16 protein-coding genes are annotated in these 16,215 nt (G+C 60.7%); 9 read left to right on the top strand and 7 right to left on the bottom strand.

Annotated features, from left to right (window positions below; all coding sequences use genetic code 11):
* The first annotated feature begins 47 nt into the window (after positions 1-47).
* Together DWZ15_RS00345 and DWZ15_RS00340 are read left to right on the top strand one after the other, a co-directional pair.
* On the top strand, positions 48-1,268 hold the full coding sequence (locus tag DWZ15_RS00345; protein WP_118448551.1) for a M20 family metallopeptidase: 1,221 nt from the start codon (positions 48-50) through the stop codon (positions 1,266-1,268).
* A gap of 39 nt (positions 1,269-1,307) precedes the next feature.
* Complete coding sequence (locus tag DWZ15_RS00340; protein WP_117797864.1) at positions 1,308-1,997, top strand: DUF1015 family protein; 690 nt, start codon at positions 1,308-1,310, stop codon at positions 1,995-1,997.
* Positions 1,998-2,126: 129 nt separating this feature from the next.
* Here the strand turns inward: DWZ15_RS00340 and DWZ15_RS00335 are convergent, their stop codons facing one another.
* The 3 genes from DWZ15_RS00335 to DWZ15_RS00325 all read right to left on the bottom strand — a co-directional run bounded on the left by DWZ15_RS00335 (position 2,127) and on the right by DWZ15_RS00325 (position 4,076).
* Complete coding sequence (locus DWZ15_RS00335; protein ID WP_118448548.1) at positions 2,127-2,762, bottom strand: histidine phosphatase family protein; 636 nt, start codon at positions 2,760-2,762, stop codon at positions 2,127-2,129.
* A 17-nt stretch (positions 2,763-2,779) separates the two neighbouring features.
* On the bottom strand, positions 2,780-3,322 hold the full coding sequence (locus DWZ15_RS00330; RefSeq protein ID WP_055252053.1) for a histidine phosphatase family protein: 543 nt from the start codon (positions 3,320-3,322) through the stop codon (positions 2,780-2,782).
* Between the two features lie 82 nt (positions 3,323-3,404).
* The gene (locus DWZ15_RS00325) at positions 3,405-4,076 is read right to left on the bottom strand and encodes a nitroreductase family protein (RefSeq protein WP_199579994.1); all 672 of its coding nucleotides are present in this window, start codon (positions 4,074-4,076) and stop codon (positions 3,405-3,407) included.
* Positions 4,077-4,311: 235 nt separating this feature from the next.
* Between DWZ15_RS00325 and DWZ15_RS00320 the strand changes: the two genes are divergently transcribed.
* Positions 4,312-4,914 carry an HdeD family acid-resistance protein gene (locus DWZ15_RS00320; RefSeq protein WP_117773002.1) on the top strand — a complete coding sequence of 201 codons (603 nt, stop codon included), beginning with the start codon at positions 4,312-4,314 and terminating at the stop codon, positions 4,912-4,914.
* Positions 4,915-5,397, top strand: a complete 483-nt coding sequence (locus DWZ15_RS00315) for a DUF188 domain-containing protein (RefSeq protein ID WP_006235439.1) — start codon at positions 4,915-4,917, stop codon at positions 5,395-5,397.
* A gap of 106 nt (positions 5,398-5,503) precedes the next feature.
* Here the strand turns inward: DWZ15_RS00315 and DWZ15_RS00310 are convergent, their stop codons facing one another.
* The gene (locus DWZ15_RS00310) at positions 5,504-6,592 is read right to left on the bottom strand and encodes a putative manganese transporter (protein ID WP_118448545.1); all 1,089 of its coding nucleotides are present in this window, start codon (positions 6,590-6,592) and stop codon (positions 5,504-5,506) included.
* A gap of 171 nt (positions 6,593-6,763) precedes the next feature.
* Between DWZ15_RS00310 and DWZ15_RS00305 the strand changes: the two genes are divergently transcribed.
* From DWZ15_RS00305 to DWZ15_RS00285, 5 genes are all read left to right on the top strand, one after another.
* A complete protein-coding gene (locus DWZ15_RS00305) occupies positions 6,764-7,732 on the top strand; it encodes a DNA polymerase III subunit epsilon (RefSeq protein WP_089572078.1) in 969 nt (322 codons plus the stop codon).
* Positions 7,733-8,374: 642 nt separating this feature from the next.
* Entirely contained in the window at positions 8,375-9,496 is a 1,122-nt protein-coding gene (locus DWZ15_RS00300) for a hypothetical protein (RefSeq protein ID WP_118448542.1), read from the top strand.
* Positions 9,497-9,885: 389 nt separating this feature from the next.
* Entirely contained in the window at positions 9,886-10,251 is a 366-nt protein-coding gene (locus DWZ15_RS00295; RefSeq protein ID WP_233544586.1) for a helix-turn-helix transcriptional regulator, read from the top strand.
* Positions 10,252-10,314: 63 nt separating this feature from the next.
* The gene (locus DWZ15_RS00290; protein WP_089572082.1) at positions 10,315-10,533 is read left to right on the top strand and encodes a cation transporter; all 219 of its coding nucleotides are present in this window, start codon (positions 10,315-10,317) and stop codon (positions 10,531-10,533) included.
* A gap of 99 nt (positions 10,534-10,632) precedes the next feature.
* Positions 10,633-12,585, top strand: a complete 1,953-nt coding sequence (locus DWZ15_RS00285; protein ID WP_199579993.1) for a heavy metal translocating P-type ATPase — start codon at positions 10,633-10,635, stop codon at positions 12,583-12,585.
* A 223-nt stretch (positions 12,586-12,808) separates the two neighbouring features.
* Here the strand turns inward: DWZ15_RS00285 and DWZ15_RS00280 are convergent, their stop codons facing one another.
* The 3 genes from DWZ15_RS00280 to DWZ15_RS00270 all read right to left on the bottom strand — a co-directional run bounded on the left by DWZ15_RS00280 (position 12,809) and on the right by DWZ15_RS00270 (position 16,011).
* Positions 12,809-13,186 (bottom strand): metal-dependent transcriptional regulator, encoded by a 378-nt coding sequence (locus DWZ15_RS00280; RefSeq protein WP_117735915.1) that lies wholly within the window; start codon positions 13,184-13,186, stop codon positions 12,809-12,811.
* Between the two features lie 188 nt (positions 13,187-13,374).
* Positions 13,375-14,145: a Cof-type HAD-IIB family hydrolase gene (locus tag DWZ15_RS00275; protein ID WP_118448539.1), complete on the bottom strand. Its 771-nt coding sequence runs from the start codon at positions 14,143-14,145 to the stop codon at positions 13,375-13,377.
* A 6-nt stretch (positions 14,146-14,151) separates the two neighbouring features.
* Complete coding sequence (locus tag DWZ15_RS00270) at positions 14,152-16,011, bottom strand: ABC-F family ATP-binding cassette domain-containing protein (protein ID WP_118448536.1); 1,860 nt, start codon at positions 16,009-16,011, stop codon at positions 14,152-14,154.
* Positions 16,012-16,215 lie beyond the last annotated feature (204 nt).

The raw sequence follows: 16,215 nt of genomic DNA, 5'->3' as shown, positions 1-16,215 counted from the left end.
GGAGGCTTACAATCGGTTTGGAAAGCAAACTGATTGTGAGGTTGCATATGGTTGATGAGGACTTTGCCTGGCGGCTTACGCAAGGACTCGTGCGGATCGACAGCTCAGACCCGGGCGCGTATGAGGATGAAATTGAGCGCTTCATTAAGAGGCTCATTGAGCAGCAGCTGGCACAACTTGATAGTTCTGCGCTCGATGCCGTGCAGATTGAGGAGCTCGAAGTGCTGCCCAGGCGCCGCAACCTTAAAGTCACCGTGCCGGGCCAAAGCGACGAGCCGCGGCTGGTCTATATCTGCCACATGGATACCGTCACCTTGGGCGATGGCTGGGACGCAGACATCGCACCGCTTGGGGCGGTTGTGCGCGACGATAAACTCTATGGCCGCGGTGCCTGCGATATGAAGGGTGGCCTGGCCTGCGCCATTGCCGCACTGGTCCATACGCTCGAGCGCGTGGCGGCGGATGGCGCGCTGCCACGCCGCGGCTTTTCGCTCATCTGCTCGGTCGACGAGGAAGACTTTATGCGCGGCTCCGAGGCGGCCATCAATGCCGGCTGGGTCGGCTCGCGCGAATGGGTGCTGGACACCGAGCCCACCGACGGGCAGATCCAGGTGGCGCACAAGGGGCGTACGTGGTTCGAGATTGAAATGGCTGGCGTGACGGCGCATGCGAGCCAGCCTTGGAAGGGCGCGGATGCCGTCGCCGCCATGGCCGAGGTCGTTTGTTCGCTTCGTCGCGCGTTTGCGGCGCTGCCCGCGCACGATGAGCTGGGGCCTTCGACCATCACGTTTGGCCAAATCGAGGGCGGATATCGCCCCTACGTCGTACCCGACCGCGCCAAAGTTTGGGTCGACATGCGCCTGACCCCGCCGACCGATACGGCCGCCGCAATCAATATGGTCGAGCATGTCATCGCCGTCGCCGAAGCCACCGTTCCCGGTTGCCATGGCAGCTACACCGTGACGGGCGACCGCCCCGCCATCGAGCGCAACCCGAACTCTCCCCTTCTAGCAGCGCTCAAGCGTGCCGCCGATGACGTAACGGACGCGGACACGACCGTCGGCTTCTTTACCGGCTACACCGATACCGCCGTCATTGCCGGCAAGACAGGCAACCGCAATTGTATGAGCTACGGCCCCGGCTCGTTGGCGCTCACGCACAAGCCCAACGAGTATGTGTCCCATGCCGATATCGTTCGCTGCCAAAACGTGCTCATCGCGCTTGCCGATAACACGCTCTGGGACGCAAGCGGCCAAGTTGGGGCATAATAAGCCGCGAACAAACCGACTCGCGCGTTAGGACCGTCCATGAAAGCTCTTCCGTTTCCCTGCATCCGCCCGGCTCAGGACCGCGTGCTCGAGGCGCTGCCTGCGATGGACAGCATCCTGAGTGACAGCGGAGCCCTGCGCGGCGCGATTACCGATGGGCTTATGCTCAAAGATCCGGGCGCGGCGTATTACGTGTACGAATGCTCCGGAGAGCCGGGACGCGTGACGGGTGTCGTGGCGATTTGCCCGGTTAACGTGCTGACGGGCGGCGACGAGGCTGCCGCCGAGAGCATCGACGCACTCGCCACCGCGCGCGCGATCGCCGAGCTCAAGGTGCAGCCGCGCCCCGTGTCGCTCGCCTACGAGGCGTCGCCCGTCATGGATATCATTTTGAGCGCTGCCAAAGAGGGCGCATCGCTCTACGCCGTCACCGATCCCGCGGGCGTCACACATCGCGTGTGGGAGGTCAAGCGCGAGGACGCCGTTGCCGCCATCCGTGCCATGCTCGATCAGGCGCCCGACCCGGTGTTCGCCGGTGACTCCGCCTATGTCGCCGCACTGGCTGGGGCATCGCAGATTCTGGCCGACGAGGCCCGCGCTGCCGGCGCCTACTCTGGCAAAGAGCCGTTCAACTTTGCTGTAGCCGTGCTGTTCCCCGCCGCGCAGGTCAGCGGCAGCGCGCCGCAGGTTCCGACGGGTCTGCTCACTCACCAGGTCTCACGGTTCTAGCGAACCCAAACGCTAAGCTGGAAAACCCAGCATCCAAACAAACAAGGGGCGGAGATGCAGCAAACGCATGCACCTCCGCCCTTTTCGCATCAAACAATTACGCCGGTAAACCGGGCCGCAACGTCAGCGTTATCCACGCTGCGGACCTGCCGCCGCCACGAGCGGCTCTAGCCCCAGCTCGCGCGCGTAGTCTTCCTGCGTAAAGACTTCGACCAGTTCAAACGTATCGGCCGCATCGTCAAACGCAAAATGCAGCACTGAGCAGTTGCCCGGCACGCGTTCGCGCTCGTCAGCCGCCGCGCCCCGCACGTGGTCCAAAAACTCCTTGATAGCTGAGCCATGACTTACCGCGAGCACGCACGTATGGTCCGGACGCTGCATAAGATCGGTCAGCGTCGCCACCATGCGCGTGCGCACCTGGATCTGGCCCTCGCCGCCAAACTGCCGATAGAAGTCGCGCCACGGGCGCTCGGGCATAAGCATCACGCGCTCGGCCTCAAAGTCGCCAAAGAACCACTCACGCAGGCCGTCCAGGCGCTCGTACGCCAAGCCCGGCCACAAGTTGGCGATAGTCTGCTCGGTGCGATGAAGCGTAGAGGTGTAGGCATGATCGGGCTCAATGCCGCGCGCACGTAAAAACATGCCGGCGCGCGCCGCCTGGTCGCAACCCAACTGCGTAAGCGGCGAGTCACTCCACCCCTGAATGATACGCTTAAGGTTGTATATCGTCTGTCCATGACGGACCAGATACAGATCTTTATTCATAGGGGTCCTTTCGTTCGTTACCAACCCAAGAGCGAAAACGCCCCGTCGCAATAGCCAAAATGAAGCACGGCACCGTTGTCGGGTAGCTCTCCCCCGCCAGTCACATACTCAAGAAACTCCTGGCAGGCTGAGCCGTGGGAAACCGCCAGCACGCAGTCGTGCTGCGGCCGGGCCATAATACGGGACAGCGCCGCGACCATGCGCGACTGAAGCTGCACTTCCGACTCGCCGCCAAAGGCCACCGGATAATCGCCCCAGGGCTGCGGCGGCATCTCGCGATTTGATGTGCCCTCCAGCGAGCCAAAATGCCACTCACGCAGGTCATCGACCAGCTCAATGGAACGGCCCTCGCCAACGATAAGCTCGGCCGTATGCCGCGCCCGGCCCAACGGCGAGGAATACACATGATCAAAGGCCACGCCACGCGCCGCAAACGCCGTACGCGCCGTCAGCGCCTGCTCGCGCCCGCGCGCCGTAAGCGGCGAATCGTGCCAGCCCTGCAAAATGCTCTGCACATTGAGCTCAGTCTGCCCATGCCGCACCAAATACAGATCTGCCACACGCCCTCCCCTCGTACCACCACAAAGGGGACAGGCACCTTTGTGGTGGTTTACCGTCTGATCACGCCGCGGTGACGCTCAGCTACACCAGCACGTCGGCGAGCGAACGCTTGGGTACGTGGTGCACCTGTGCCTCGTCGCGCCAATAATTGATGGAGCCATCGGGGTTGGAATCGATCGCATCGATCACCTGTATCTCGGCCGGAACGCCAAAGGCCATGATCAGCTTGAGCTCATACTTGTCGTTATCGAGCCCCATGGCATCGATCGCATGGGGCGTAAAGGCCTTGAACATGCAGGCTGCCACCTCGGGCGTAGCGCTGCGGGCGGCGAGCATCATCGTCTGCGCGGCAATGCCCGTGTCGACCTCGGTAATGGGAGCGGCAGGCTTGCCCGGAACGGCGCGCTCAGCCAGAATCGCGATGTAGCCGGTCGGGCGCTCGCCCTCGGCAGGACCCGGCCAATCCTTGAGCGCACCGGCCCATGCAAGCTCGTCAAATACACGCGCGCAGTCCTCTGCACCGCTTACCACATGAAAACGCAGACGCTGAGCATTGGCACCGCAGGGAGCCAGGTGCGCCAGTTCCGCCAGCTCGAGCAAAAACTCGCGCGGCACGCGCATGGACTCGTCAAAGCGACGGCACGTACGGGCACGACGGACCAGCGCATCAAACGCTTCCAGACCGAGCTTTTCGCAGCCCTGCTTTGCCATCGATTCTGCGCTTACCGGCGCTGCGGGAACTGCTTCGTTCATAGGGACCCCCAATTCAAGCCAATTGTCTTTAGGAAAATCTAACCTAAAACGTAGGCAATAACGAACAGGGCTGCAATGTTCTACACCTGTTGAATAGAAAATCGCGACGTGGGGAACAACGGAAACAATTCGGGACCTTTGGGTTACGTTTCGCCCTCCCCGACCCATACGCCAGCGCCTTTAAGCGATACTGGTTGTAACGATCAAGGCTTACGCCGCACGGAAAGGAGACATTATGGGCATCTTTAAGAACGATGACCAAAAATCGAGCCAGTTTGGATTTGACGAGAAAAGCATGGCGGGCAAAGCCGTCAAGGCCGTACGCTGGATCTACGCCATCACGGGCGTCTTAGCACTCATTGCTGGTATCGCGCTGCTTTTTGCACCCGCCAAGTCCCTCGTCTTTTTGACGACCGTCCTGGGTTTTTACTTTGTAATCACTGCTGCCATCAGACTGTTCACTGCCATTTTTGAGCCGCTGCTGCCCACCGGCTGGCGCGTGACGAGCATCATCTCCAACCTACTCATTATCTTGGGCGGCGTCATAATCCTGCGCAACCAGGCCTTCTCGACCGCGACGCTCACCACGATGGTGGTTATCGTGGCCGGCTTTGGCTGGATTGTCGAAGGTGTCATGTCCATTCTGGAGTCCGAGCTTTCGTCCAACCGCGCCCTCGCCATCCTGAGCGGCGCACTTTCCATCATCGCCGGCATGTTCGTGTTTATCTATCCGCTGTGGTCGGCCAAGATGCTCGTCATCTTTAGCGGCGCCGCGCTGCTGGTGTTTGGCGTAACGCTGATTGTTCGCGCTATTCAATTTGGCAAACTGGTGCGCTAGATGCCACGAACGCTCTTTATTGATGCAGACGCCTGCCCGGTCACGCGCGAGTCGATTGACTGCGCGCGGCGGGCGGGCGTCGCCGTTGTTATCGCCGGCAACAGCACGCAAAACCTGGAACGGCACATTCGCCGCGACGACCCGCGCGATGCCGAGCACGCGCGACGCGGCTTTTGGGTCACGACGCTCGACGTGAGCGTGGGCGCCGACAGCGCCGACTTTGCCATTGTCGAACGCCTGCAGGCGGGCGACGTGGTCGTGACGCAGGACATTGGCTTGGCGAGCATGGTGCTCGGGCGCGATGCCGCCGCTATCGGTGTGCGCGGGCGCGTCTACGACAAAGCAACCATCGACATGCAGCTGTTTATTCGCCACGAGGAAAAGAAGGTGCGCCGCGCCGGCGGACGCACTCGCGGGCCGGCGGCATTTACCAGCGAAGACCGCGCCCGCTTTAAACGCAACCTCACCGAGCTGCTGCGCTAACCAAGGTAGATTTTTGGGACATGTCCGGAAATCTACCTTTTTGTTTTGGCGGCGGGGAATGCCCTGGTCACAGGGGTAGATCGTAAGACATGTCCCAATAATCTACTTAAAGGCCAACGGCGGAGAGGATGAGGCCCCAGCCAGCGCCGATGACGTACATCATGATCAGGAACACGGCATTTTCGCGGGCGCTGCGGTTGGTGCGGAACAGCACCAGATAACCCACGCCGGCGGAAATGAGCGTGCCGGCGAGCATCGGGGCCAGCTGCAGCGCGCCTTCCAGGTACAGTTGCGTGATGACAACGCTGGCCGAGCAGTTGGGGATCAGGCCGACGAGTGCCGAGCCCAGGACCGCAAGCGTCTCGTTGCCGCGCAGGAACTGCTCGATTGCGGACTCGCCGAACGTCTCGAGCACGGCAACCAGAATCAGCGTCACCAGGAAAATGAATACCGATACCTGCACGGTGTGGGAGATGGCGCTGCGGATAATCGACAGGACAGGCGTCCCTTCGTGGGAATGGGAGTGACCGTGACCATCATGGTGTTCATATTCGCCCTCATGACCGTGATCGTGGCCATGTCCGTGTTCGTGCTCGTCCTCGTCTTCATCACAACCGCAATGATCGCGCTCGCACAGCTCGTGGATGTGGTCGGCGCTCACGCCCGCCTCGGCCACCTCGTCGATGATGTCACCGCCGCTGTGGTCGTCGTGCGCGCAGTTCACATGAGCCGGATTGGCAGCGGTTCCCAGCACGGTACGGCGAATCGCCGCGTGCGCGCGGGCGTTACGGCGCAGGCCGCGAATGGCAGCGTCCACGATAAAACCCGTGACCAGTGCGATCAGCGCTTTCGAAGCCAAAAGTATCGCCATAGTCTGCACGGGAACCTGCTCGGCAAGTAGCAGCGGCAGCATCTCGTCGGAGGTCGAAAGGAACACCGCCACCAACGTGCCCAAGGTCACGACACGGCCGGCGTACAGCGTTGCTGCCATGGCCGAAAATCCGCACTGCGGTACCATGCCCAGCAGCGAGCCAACCACGGGACCCGCAGCGCCGGCGCGCTTGATAGCGCCGTTGACGCGGTCGCCCGCAACGTGCTCAAGTGTCTCGAGAGCAAGATACGTCACCAACAAAAACGGCACCAGCGACAGCGTGTCCTTGCCGGCGTCGAGCAGAATATCAATCAGTAAATCCATGAAGGATGGAACCTTTCGTGTCTTTCGGCAGCATTGTAAAAGTCCTAGCGGTCAACTAGGGTATTGTAGTTGACCTAGGCGTTGTGCCAATAGTTGCCCATGGTAAACTATCATCTCGCCATAACTCAATGCCACCGAGCCGCGCGACGCGGCCCGTCCAAGGAGCAGTCTATGAACGTTTCACAAGCACTCGAATACGAGCGTCAGCCGTTTATCCCCATGTTTATCTATGGCGATCACGGCGCCATGGAGTCCGAGCGCCAGAAGGGCGAAGAGGCCCTTAAGGTGCTCGAGACCGAGTACTTTACCGCCGAGGGCGACCCCGGCTTCGACTTTGCCACCGTGCGCGACCTGGCCGACCGCAACCGCGACCTGTGCGACCAGATTGGCGAGGCGCGTCTGCGCAACGTGACGCCCGCGACGCTCTCGCGCGGCCTGTCCGATGCCGACACCTGCGCCGCCATCGGCAAGATGCAAAAGCGCACCGCCGCGTCCGTTATGCGCGAAATCCGCGGCGACCGCGACGCGCTCGGCGTGGCCTACGCCCGCAAGCCCATCCAGGGCACCGTGCTCGGTATCGACATCGAGACCACCGGCCGTGCACCCGAGCGCGGCTATATCATCAACGTGGGCTGGGAGATCATGGAGCTCACCAGCGACGCCGTCCCGCATGACGCCGAGGCACACTACTGCGGCCTGCCCGACATCTACCGCGGCGAGGATGTGCCGTTGTCGAATATCCACCACATCACCTGGGACGACATCGACGGCAAAAAGCCGTTCCGCGAGAACAAAGAGCTGCAAAAGCAGCTGCTCAAGCTTATGAAGAAGTACCCGTACATGGCACACAACGCCGCCTTTGAGGACAGCTGGTTCAAGATCCACCTGGACGGCTACGCCGAGGCACGCCGCGCCGGCAAGATCATCGTCATCGACTCGCGCCAGATCTGCCGCAGCCTGGACGCCGACGTGCGCTCGCTCCCCCGCGAGTCCGCCCCAGCCGCGCTCGAGAACTGGGCGCGCCGCCGTGGAACCCTCGCCGCCGACGCCAACGAGCAGCACCTGGGCTTGGACGACACCGACCTCATGCTCCGCACCGTCCAAGCCGAGTTCAACCTCAAGAACCTATTCGCGAAATAACCGATCCATCTGCGGGAGCGCCTGCCAGGCACAGCGCAATCCGTCTGGGCACACCGGCACGCAGTAAACTAGGGCGCAGCCTTATGGCTGCACCCTAGTTTTCATCAAAACGAGCAAATACGCGTGCTTCACATAGTCGGCAGGTTGGCCCACCTACATTTTTCGAGTTGTTCGGCCAGCTGAACCACTAGTCAAGGCCCCTTGAACCGCAATCGAGCGCTATAGTCGCCCCAATTTCGCAACCAAGCCCTATAAATCTATCTGAATCAATTCGAATAGGACGTTGCGATCGCACCATTCGTATAGGATAAGGCCGAATAACTCAAATTATGTTGGTGAGGCATCTGAGCGGTCGGCAAAAACGCTTAGAAGCTACGAATCCGCAACTAAAGTTCACCAAAATGGGGCAGCCGACAGAAACCTCCCCAGCCGAAGCTGCCCCCCCCCTCAATACGACAGCTCAAAAACCCACCGTTCGCAGAAGATAAGCCGCGCCCCAATACCGTTGCCCGAAGTTTCGAGCGTATATGGCGTCCGCTATGCCATCATGCGCGTATGGGAATCGTTCTGTCACATACCACGGCACGCGCTGTATACCAAACAGTCAACTCGCTCGCAAGCCACGCGACCGATCCCATATCTATGGAAAAGATCAAGGTGTCTGCGCCGACCACGTCCAACCTGGAAGCGGCGCGAGCATGGCTCAACAGAAAGAATGTCGATTCTGAAAGCATCCATGTGCTGACGTTTTCCAATAATGCCAAAAGGCACCGCAAGGGCTGCATCTGCCACTGCACGCGCTATACGTTTGATGCAGAAAGCTACCTAGAACTCGAGCCGAACGTCTACATCGTCGATATCAAGCTGTGCGCGTTAGAAGCAGCAGCCGACCTCAACCTTTCGGAGCTCGTTGAGTATTACTTTGAAATCTGCGGCTCCTACGCGCTTGGAACGTCCGACGAAACTCAATATCGCGAGCGCCCAGCCCTAACCAGCGTTGAAGAGCTCAGAGCCTTCTTTTCAGAGGCATCGGGGTATCGTGGATCTAATAAAGCACTTAAGGCACTTTCTTATGTACGCGAAGGCTGTCGCTCCCCACTCGAAACGGCGTTTGTCATGATGCTGACAATGCCCAAGTCAATGGGTGGCTTAGCCATACGCGCTATCAAAACGGACTATCCGATCCCAGTCCCCAAAAGATACGCCGCCCTAACGCGACGGACGGTTTTCTACCTCGACGCGCTGCTCGAAAATTCGATGACCGATATCGAATACAACGGCTTTTACCACGACGAGCCCGAACAGCAATCAATTGACGAGGAACGCCGAAACACGCTGCGAAACATGGGATATGCCGTTATCACAGCTAGTCGTCATTCGTTTTTCAAGCAGTCCGCTTTTAGGCGGGTCATGGAAGCGATTCGCATTCGCGAGAAGATATGGCCCGGTCGACTCCCGGATAACTTCGCCATCCTGCAAGAAACTCTTCGTCAATTTGTCTTGCGGCGCTACTTCGAATACGGTCGCCGCGTCCTGGAGACACTCAAAGAAGAAGAGGCCGCCAAGCGCGAAATTGCAAGCCAATATCCGCAAGCTGATGACCCGAGCATCAACGATGTGCCAGAACCCGACGACATGCAACACGTCGGGGCCCTTGCTGAGGAAATCAATGGGCCTTGGGAATGCGACATGTTCGCAAAAATCGATGAAAACCGCACGGAAGACGACACGATTATTGATCTAATTGAGAATTCGCTCTTCTAAAGGCGATCTCTGCGGATGTCCACCTACATTTTTCGACTTATTCGGCCACCGATGTGCCAGATTGGCTGCAGCAATGCTCAATATAACTTTAGATAAAACTGATTCTGCAGGAACTCCCGTAGAGGAAGAACTGATTCTCGCGGTATTTAACACGATAAAGTACAAATATGAACAGTTCTAATGCTTCTCAAGGTGGCTTTCTTAGCATGCTGGCCGAACATCTCGAAATATGTTGGCGAGCATTGCGTCGATGTCTCCCAACCCGCAGAAAATCGCAGAGGCGGCAAGCAGTCATCGAAATTAACGTAAATAGTATTGACATATGAACATGCGCTCATATAATCGGAAGTAAGTTATATGAGCGCATGTTCATATGAAAGGATATTGCAATGAGCATCCGCGTTGATGAAACAAAGACTGGCATCGAGGCCACCGAGCTGATCGTCCCCACCACCTGCTCGCCCGAGGACCTTCCCGACGAGGAGCTGTTGTACGACCTGGCCGACCTGTTCAAGGTCTTCAGCGACACCACACGCATCAAGATCCTCTATGCCCTCATGGGCCGCGAGCTCTGCGTGGCTGACATCGCCGAAGCGACCGCAACCTCGCAGTCGGCAGTATCGCACCAGCTGCGCACGCTTAAGCAGTCGCACCTGGTCAAGTTCCGCCGCGACGGCCGCAACATTCTCTACTCGCTCGCCGACGATCACGTCTACACCATGCTTAACCAGGGCATGAGCCATATCTGCGAATAGCAATCACCCACGGTATCAGCGCGGCCGGCACCCAGACCGCTAACACAGGGAAAGGAACCCACCATGAAAAAGCAGTTTAAGCTCGACGAGATCGATTGCGCCAACTGCGCGCGCGAGCTTCAGGACGAACTTGCCAAGCTCGAGGGCGTCAAGTCCGTTTCGGTCAACTTTATGACCCAGAAGCTGACGCTCGAGGCCGACGACGCCAAGTTCGACGAGGTCCTGGACCGCGTCGTTGAGTTCACCGCCGACGCCGAGCCGGACTGCGAGATCATTCTCTAACCCGCGCATACGTTGACCTGCGAGGCCGCGCTTGCCGCGGCCTTTGCTCGCGAAATTATATGAGCGAGTGTTCATAAACTCAAATGAGAGGTTTGAATCATGACAGCCGCCGATCCCAAAAAGAAAAAGAAGAAGCGCAAGAAGAAAGAGTCCCTTGAGCATAAGCGCAACCGCATCCTGGTAGCACTGGGCATTTTTGCCGTTGTTTATGCCCTCGACGAGCTCGGCGCCCTCACTATCGCATTTGGGGAGCCCGGCAACATCTACGCCAGCTTTGTGCTGTTCCTCGTGCCGTTTTTGATTGCCGGCTACGACGTACTGCAAAAGGCATTCAATAACATCCGCCGCGGCAAGGCCTTCGACGAGAGCTTCCTCATGGCCGTCGCGACCATCGGCGCGTTTGCCATGGTGCTCTTCCCCGACACCGACCCGCACATGGCCGAAGGTGCCGCTGTCATGCTGTTCTACCAGGTCGGCGAGTTGTTCCAGGCATACGCCGTGGGCAAGAGCCGCAAGTCGATCAGTGCCATGATGAACATCGCGCCCGACTACGCTAACGTTGAGCAAGCCGACGGCACACTCGAACAGGTCTTTCCCGATGACATCGCCGTCGGCACCGTGATCGTGGTCAAGCCCGGCGAGCGCGTGCCTATCGACGGCGTCATCGTCGAGGGCGAAACCCAGCTCGACACCGCCGCACTCACGGGCGAGTCGGTCCCCCGCCCGGCCAAGACCGGCGACGATATCATCAGCGGTTGCATCAACATGACGGGCCTCATCCACGTGCGCACCACCAAGCCCTTTGGCGAGTCAACCGTCGCGCGTGTTCTGGAGCTCGTGGAGAATGCCAGCGAAAAGAAGGCGCGCACCGAGAACTTCATCACGCGCTTTGCCCGCGTCTACACCCCCGCCGTCACTGGCGCTGCCGCGGTGCTCGCGCTTGGCGGCGGCCTGGTGACTGGCGCTTGGTCCGATTGGATCCTGCGCGGCCTGACCTTCCTGGTCGTCAGCTGCCCGTGCGCCCTCGTGATCAGCGTACCGTTGAGTTTCTTTGGCGGCATCGGCGGCGCGTCCAAGCTGGGCGTTCTCATCAAGGGCTCCAACTACCTCGAGACGCTCGCCGACGTGGACACCATCGTCTTCGACAAAACGGGCACCCTCACCAACGGCACGTTCTCAGTCGTCGCGGTGCACCCCGAGGCTTGCTATACCGAGCAGTCGCTGCTCGAAGTCGCAGCCCTTGCTGAGTCGTTCTCCGATCACCCCATCGCGCAGTCCGTGCGCGACGCCTACCAGGGCGAGGTCGACCCCAAGCGCGTGAGCGACTCCGCCAACGACGCGGGCCACGGCGTGACGGCAACCATCGACGGCAAGCACGTCGTCGTTGGCAACGCCAAGATGCTCGCCGCGGCCGGCGTTGAAGCACCGGACTGTGAGGTTGTCGGCACGATCCTCCACGTGCTCGTTGACGGCGTGTACGCCGGCCACATCGTGATTGCAGACACCGTTAAGGCCGATGCGGAGCAAACGATTCGCGACCTGCATGCCGCCGGTATCAACCGCACCGTCATGCTCACGGGCGACCGCGAGGAGGTTGCAGCGTCTGTGGCCAAGCAACTCGGTCTCGACGAGTTCCACGCGCAGCTCCTGCCGGGCGACAAGGTCGAGCGCGTTGAGGCGCTACTCGCGGCCGAAAGTGGCAAGGGCAAGCTCGCCTTTGTCGGCGACGGTATCAACGACGCGCCTGTGCTTACGCGCGCCGATGTGGGCATTGCCATGGGCGCCATGGGCTCCGACGCCGCAATCGAGGCCGCCGACGTGGTGCTGATGGACGACAAGCCGTCCAACATTTCCCTCGCGATCCGCGTGGCGCGCAAGACCATGTCGATCGTTTGGCAGAACATAATCTTTGCGCTGGGCATTAAGCTGCTGATCCTTGTGCTGGCAGCGCTGGGTATCGCCAATATGTGGCTTGCCGTCTTTGGCGACGTAGGCGTGGCGATCATCGCTATCCTGAACGCCATGCGCGCGATGGGTGTCAAGAACCTGTAGCGCCTGTGGTCCCTCCGGCCGGGACCGGGCTTGGTTTTGAAAACGTCCTCGACCAATGAAGCGCCCCCGTTCTGCTCCTTCGGAGCTACGAACGGGGGCGCTTCTGGTCTGCGGAGTGTTTTCAAAACCAAGCCCGGTCCCGGCCTGCGGTAACGTTGCTGGCGGTTCTTGGGCATCGCTTGGTGGCGGGGTTCCTTGTCTGAGTTGGACTTGGTTGGCGGGGCTACTGGTCCCGGTCGCTGTCCCGTCCCAGCATCGCCCTCAGCTTCTCAAAGCTTTCCTCGCTCAGGCAGTGCTCCATGTGGCAGCCCTCTTGCGACGCGACCTCAGCCGAAACACCCGCATCCTCCAGCAGCCCCACGAAAAAGCAGTGACGCTCCCACATTTGGCGAGCGACCTCCAGACCACGCTCCGTCAGATGAACGTCGCGCTTGCCCATTTCGACATAGCCGTTGCTTTCCAACGTCGCCATGGCCTTGGAAACGCTCGCCTTGGTTACGCCGAGGTACTCCGCAACGTCGATCGAGCGCACGATGCCCTGACGTTCCGATAGAACGTAGATCGATTCGAGATAGTCTTCTCCGGATTCACGCAGGGCCATGGGCCGCCTTTCGCGATGGCTTCTAGTTAGCCTTTGGATACTTTTGCTTGATTTACTTTACCGCAAAAGTTGCCCATGTCTTACTACTTTGCCTAAAAGTTAGCCGTGTTTCACAAAACATGCGGGACGAAAACAAAATGGGGACGCCCCGCAAGGAGTGTCCCCAGGCGCCGGGTGCCGGCCCGCAGTTACATCAATCCAAAGTGCTTCGCGGCTTTGTAGATGCCGTCGTCGTCCACGGCGGTCGTCACGTAGGTCGCCGCGGCCTTCACGGTATCCTGCGCGTTGCCCATGGCCACGCTCGTGCCCACGGCGGCAAACATCGACAGGTCGTTCTCGCCGTCGCCAAAGGCAATCGCCTCGCTCGCATCGATACCAAGCCGCTCGAGCGTCGCCGCCACGCCCAGGTCCTTGCCGCCGTTAGCGGGAATAATGTCGCAGAACAGGTCGCACCAGCGCGTGGTGAGCGAATGCGACACCGCGTCGGTCACGATATGTTCGTCGGCAGGGTCCACAAAGGCGCAGAACTGGTAGACCGGCGCATCGAAGGCATGCTCAAACGGCTCCTCGTGGTAGACGATTCCCGCGTTGCTACCGGCCGTCACCACGCGCTCGGACAGGCGGTTCACAAACGAGTTCTCGCCCTGCATGCACAGCGAGTCGTAGCGCCCCTCGGCCACCTGGTCCACGATCGCCGCGACGTCGTCCGAATCGATCGGGCAGCTGCGGTAAACGCCCTTGGCATCAAAACAGTGCTGACCCGAAAGCGTGATGTACGCATCCCAGCCCAGGTCGAACAGCCAGTCCGGCATCTGGTAGGTCGGACGGCCCGTGGCGATCACGCACGCGATCCCCTGCTCGCGAAAGCTGTCGAGCACCTGCTGCGCCGACGCCGGAATCCGATGGGTCTTAAAGCTCAGCAGCGTACCGTCGATATCGAAAAACGCGGCCTTGATCATCCTCGCCTACTCCTCGCCCTCGAGCTTCTCGCTCGCCTCGAGCCACGCCATCTCCAACTCGTCCATGGCGGCGTGGGCCTCGTCGATCTTTGCCTGCTGCTCGCCCAGCGCCGTGTAGTTGGTGGGATCGACCTGGGCCATTGCTGCCTCGGCCTCCTCAACGCGGGCGCGCTGCGTCTCCATTTTGCGCTCGAGCGAGCTCACCTCGCGGCGAAGCTTCTGGCGTTCGGCGTTGGAAAGGCCATTGGGCTGGCCGCTCGACTTGGGCTTTTCGGCCGCAGCCGCCGCGGCACCGGTGTCAAACGTGCCGGTCTTGGCGCTCGGCGCACCCACGGGCTCGCCCTCGGCGGTAGCGTTGCACAGGCGCAGGTACTGGTCCACGCCGCCGGGCATATGCGTCAGGTGGCCGTCGAGCAGCGCCCACTGCTGGTCGGTCACGCGCTCCATCAAGAAGCGGTCGTGCGTCACCAGGATCAGCGTGCCGGGCCAGCCGTCGAGCAGGTCCTCGACAATCGCGAGCATGTCGGTATCCAGGTCGTTGCCGGGCTCGTCCAGGATAAGCACGTTGGGCTCGTCCAGGATCGTCAGCAGCAGCGACAGGCGACGGCGCTGGCCGCCCGAAAGATCGCCGATGCGACTCCAGAGCTGCTGTGTCGTAAAGCCCAGGCGCTCGCAAAGCTTCTCGGGCGAAGTCTCCTTGCCGTCGATGACGTAGTACTTCTTATAGTTGCCGAGCACCTCGCGGATCGTGTCACCCATGTAGGGCTCGAGTTCCTCGAGCTGCTGCGACAGAACGCCAAAGCGCGCCGTCTGGCCAATCTTCACACGGCCGCGCGTGGGCTCAATCTTGCCCTGGATCACGTCGAGCAGCGTCGACTTGCCGGCGCCGTTCTCGCCCAAAAGGCCATAGCGGTCGCCCGCGCCGATGAGCCAGGTCACGTCGGAAAGCACCTGCTTGGGCGCGCCATCGGTATCCGCATAGCCGGCGTCCACGTCGACCACATCGATAACCTGCTTGCCCAGGCGGCTCACCGCCAGGCGCTTGAGCTCCAGCTCGTCGCGCACGGGCGGTACGTCGGCGATGAGCTCGCGAGCGGCATCCACGCGAAACTTGGGCTTGGTGGAGCGCGCCTGGGCACCGCGGCTCAGCCACGCGAGCTCCTTGCGCGCCATGTTGCGACGGCGCTCCTCGGTGACGGCGGCCATGCGATCGCGCTCCACGCGCTGCAGGATATATGCGGAGTAACCGCCCTCGAAGGGATCGACCTGGCCGTCGTGGACCTCCCACATGCTGGTGCAGACCTCGTCCAAGAACCAGCGGTCGTGCGTGACCACGAGCATCGCGCCCTGACCGCGCTGCCAGCGGGCCTTTAAGTGACGCGCGAGCCAGTTGATGGTGCGCATGTCCAGGTGGTTGGTGGGCTCATCGAGCATGAGCACGTCGTAGTCGCCGATCAGCAGGCGCGCAAGGTCCACGCGACGGCGCTGGCCGCCCGAAAGCTCGCCCACCGTGCCCTCCCAGGGCACATCGCTAATAAGACCTGCCAGGATCTGGCGCGTACGCGGGCTCGACGCCCACTCGTACTCGGGCGTGTCGCCCACAACGGCATGATGCACGGTATCGGTGTCGACAAGCTGGTCCTTTTGGCCGAGCAGGCCGATCGTGGTGTCGCGGCGGTGCGTCACGCGGCCGTCGTCGGGCTCCAACGTGCCGGCAAGCACGCTCAGCAGCGTCGACTTGCCGTCGCCGTTTTTGCCGACGATACCAATACGGTCGCCCTCGTCCACGCCGAGCGTCACGTTATCGAAAATATGTTTGGTGGGAAACTCTAGGCTGACGGAATCGCATCCCAAAAGAATCGCCATATGCCCTGCTCCTTCGTAGAAATTCAACGTTGTCCATGATAGCAGCGAGCCCCACCCCAAACCACCACGAAGGTGCCTGTCCCCTTTGTGGTGGTCGTTTCGGTCGCAGAGCAAAAAGGCGGGCCATCTCCCGCAAGAGATGACCCGCCTCTCCAATCAGTCCCGTGGCGACCGTGGCCGCCGCGGGCCTCAAGCATGTCCCGG

This window comes from Collinsella sp. AF29-7AC (assembly GCF_003475665.1).
Classification (GTDB): domain Bacteria; phylum Actinomycetota; class Coriobacteriia; order Coriobacteriales; family Coriobacteriaceae; genus Collinsella.
Note: the sequence above shows the minus strand (reverse complement) of the source record. Positions and strands in the feature narration are given on the sequence as shown.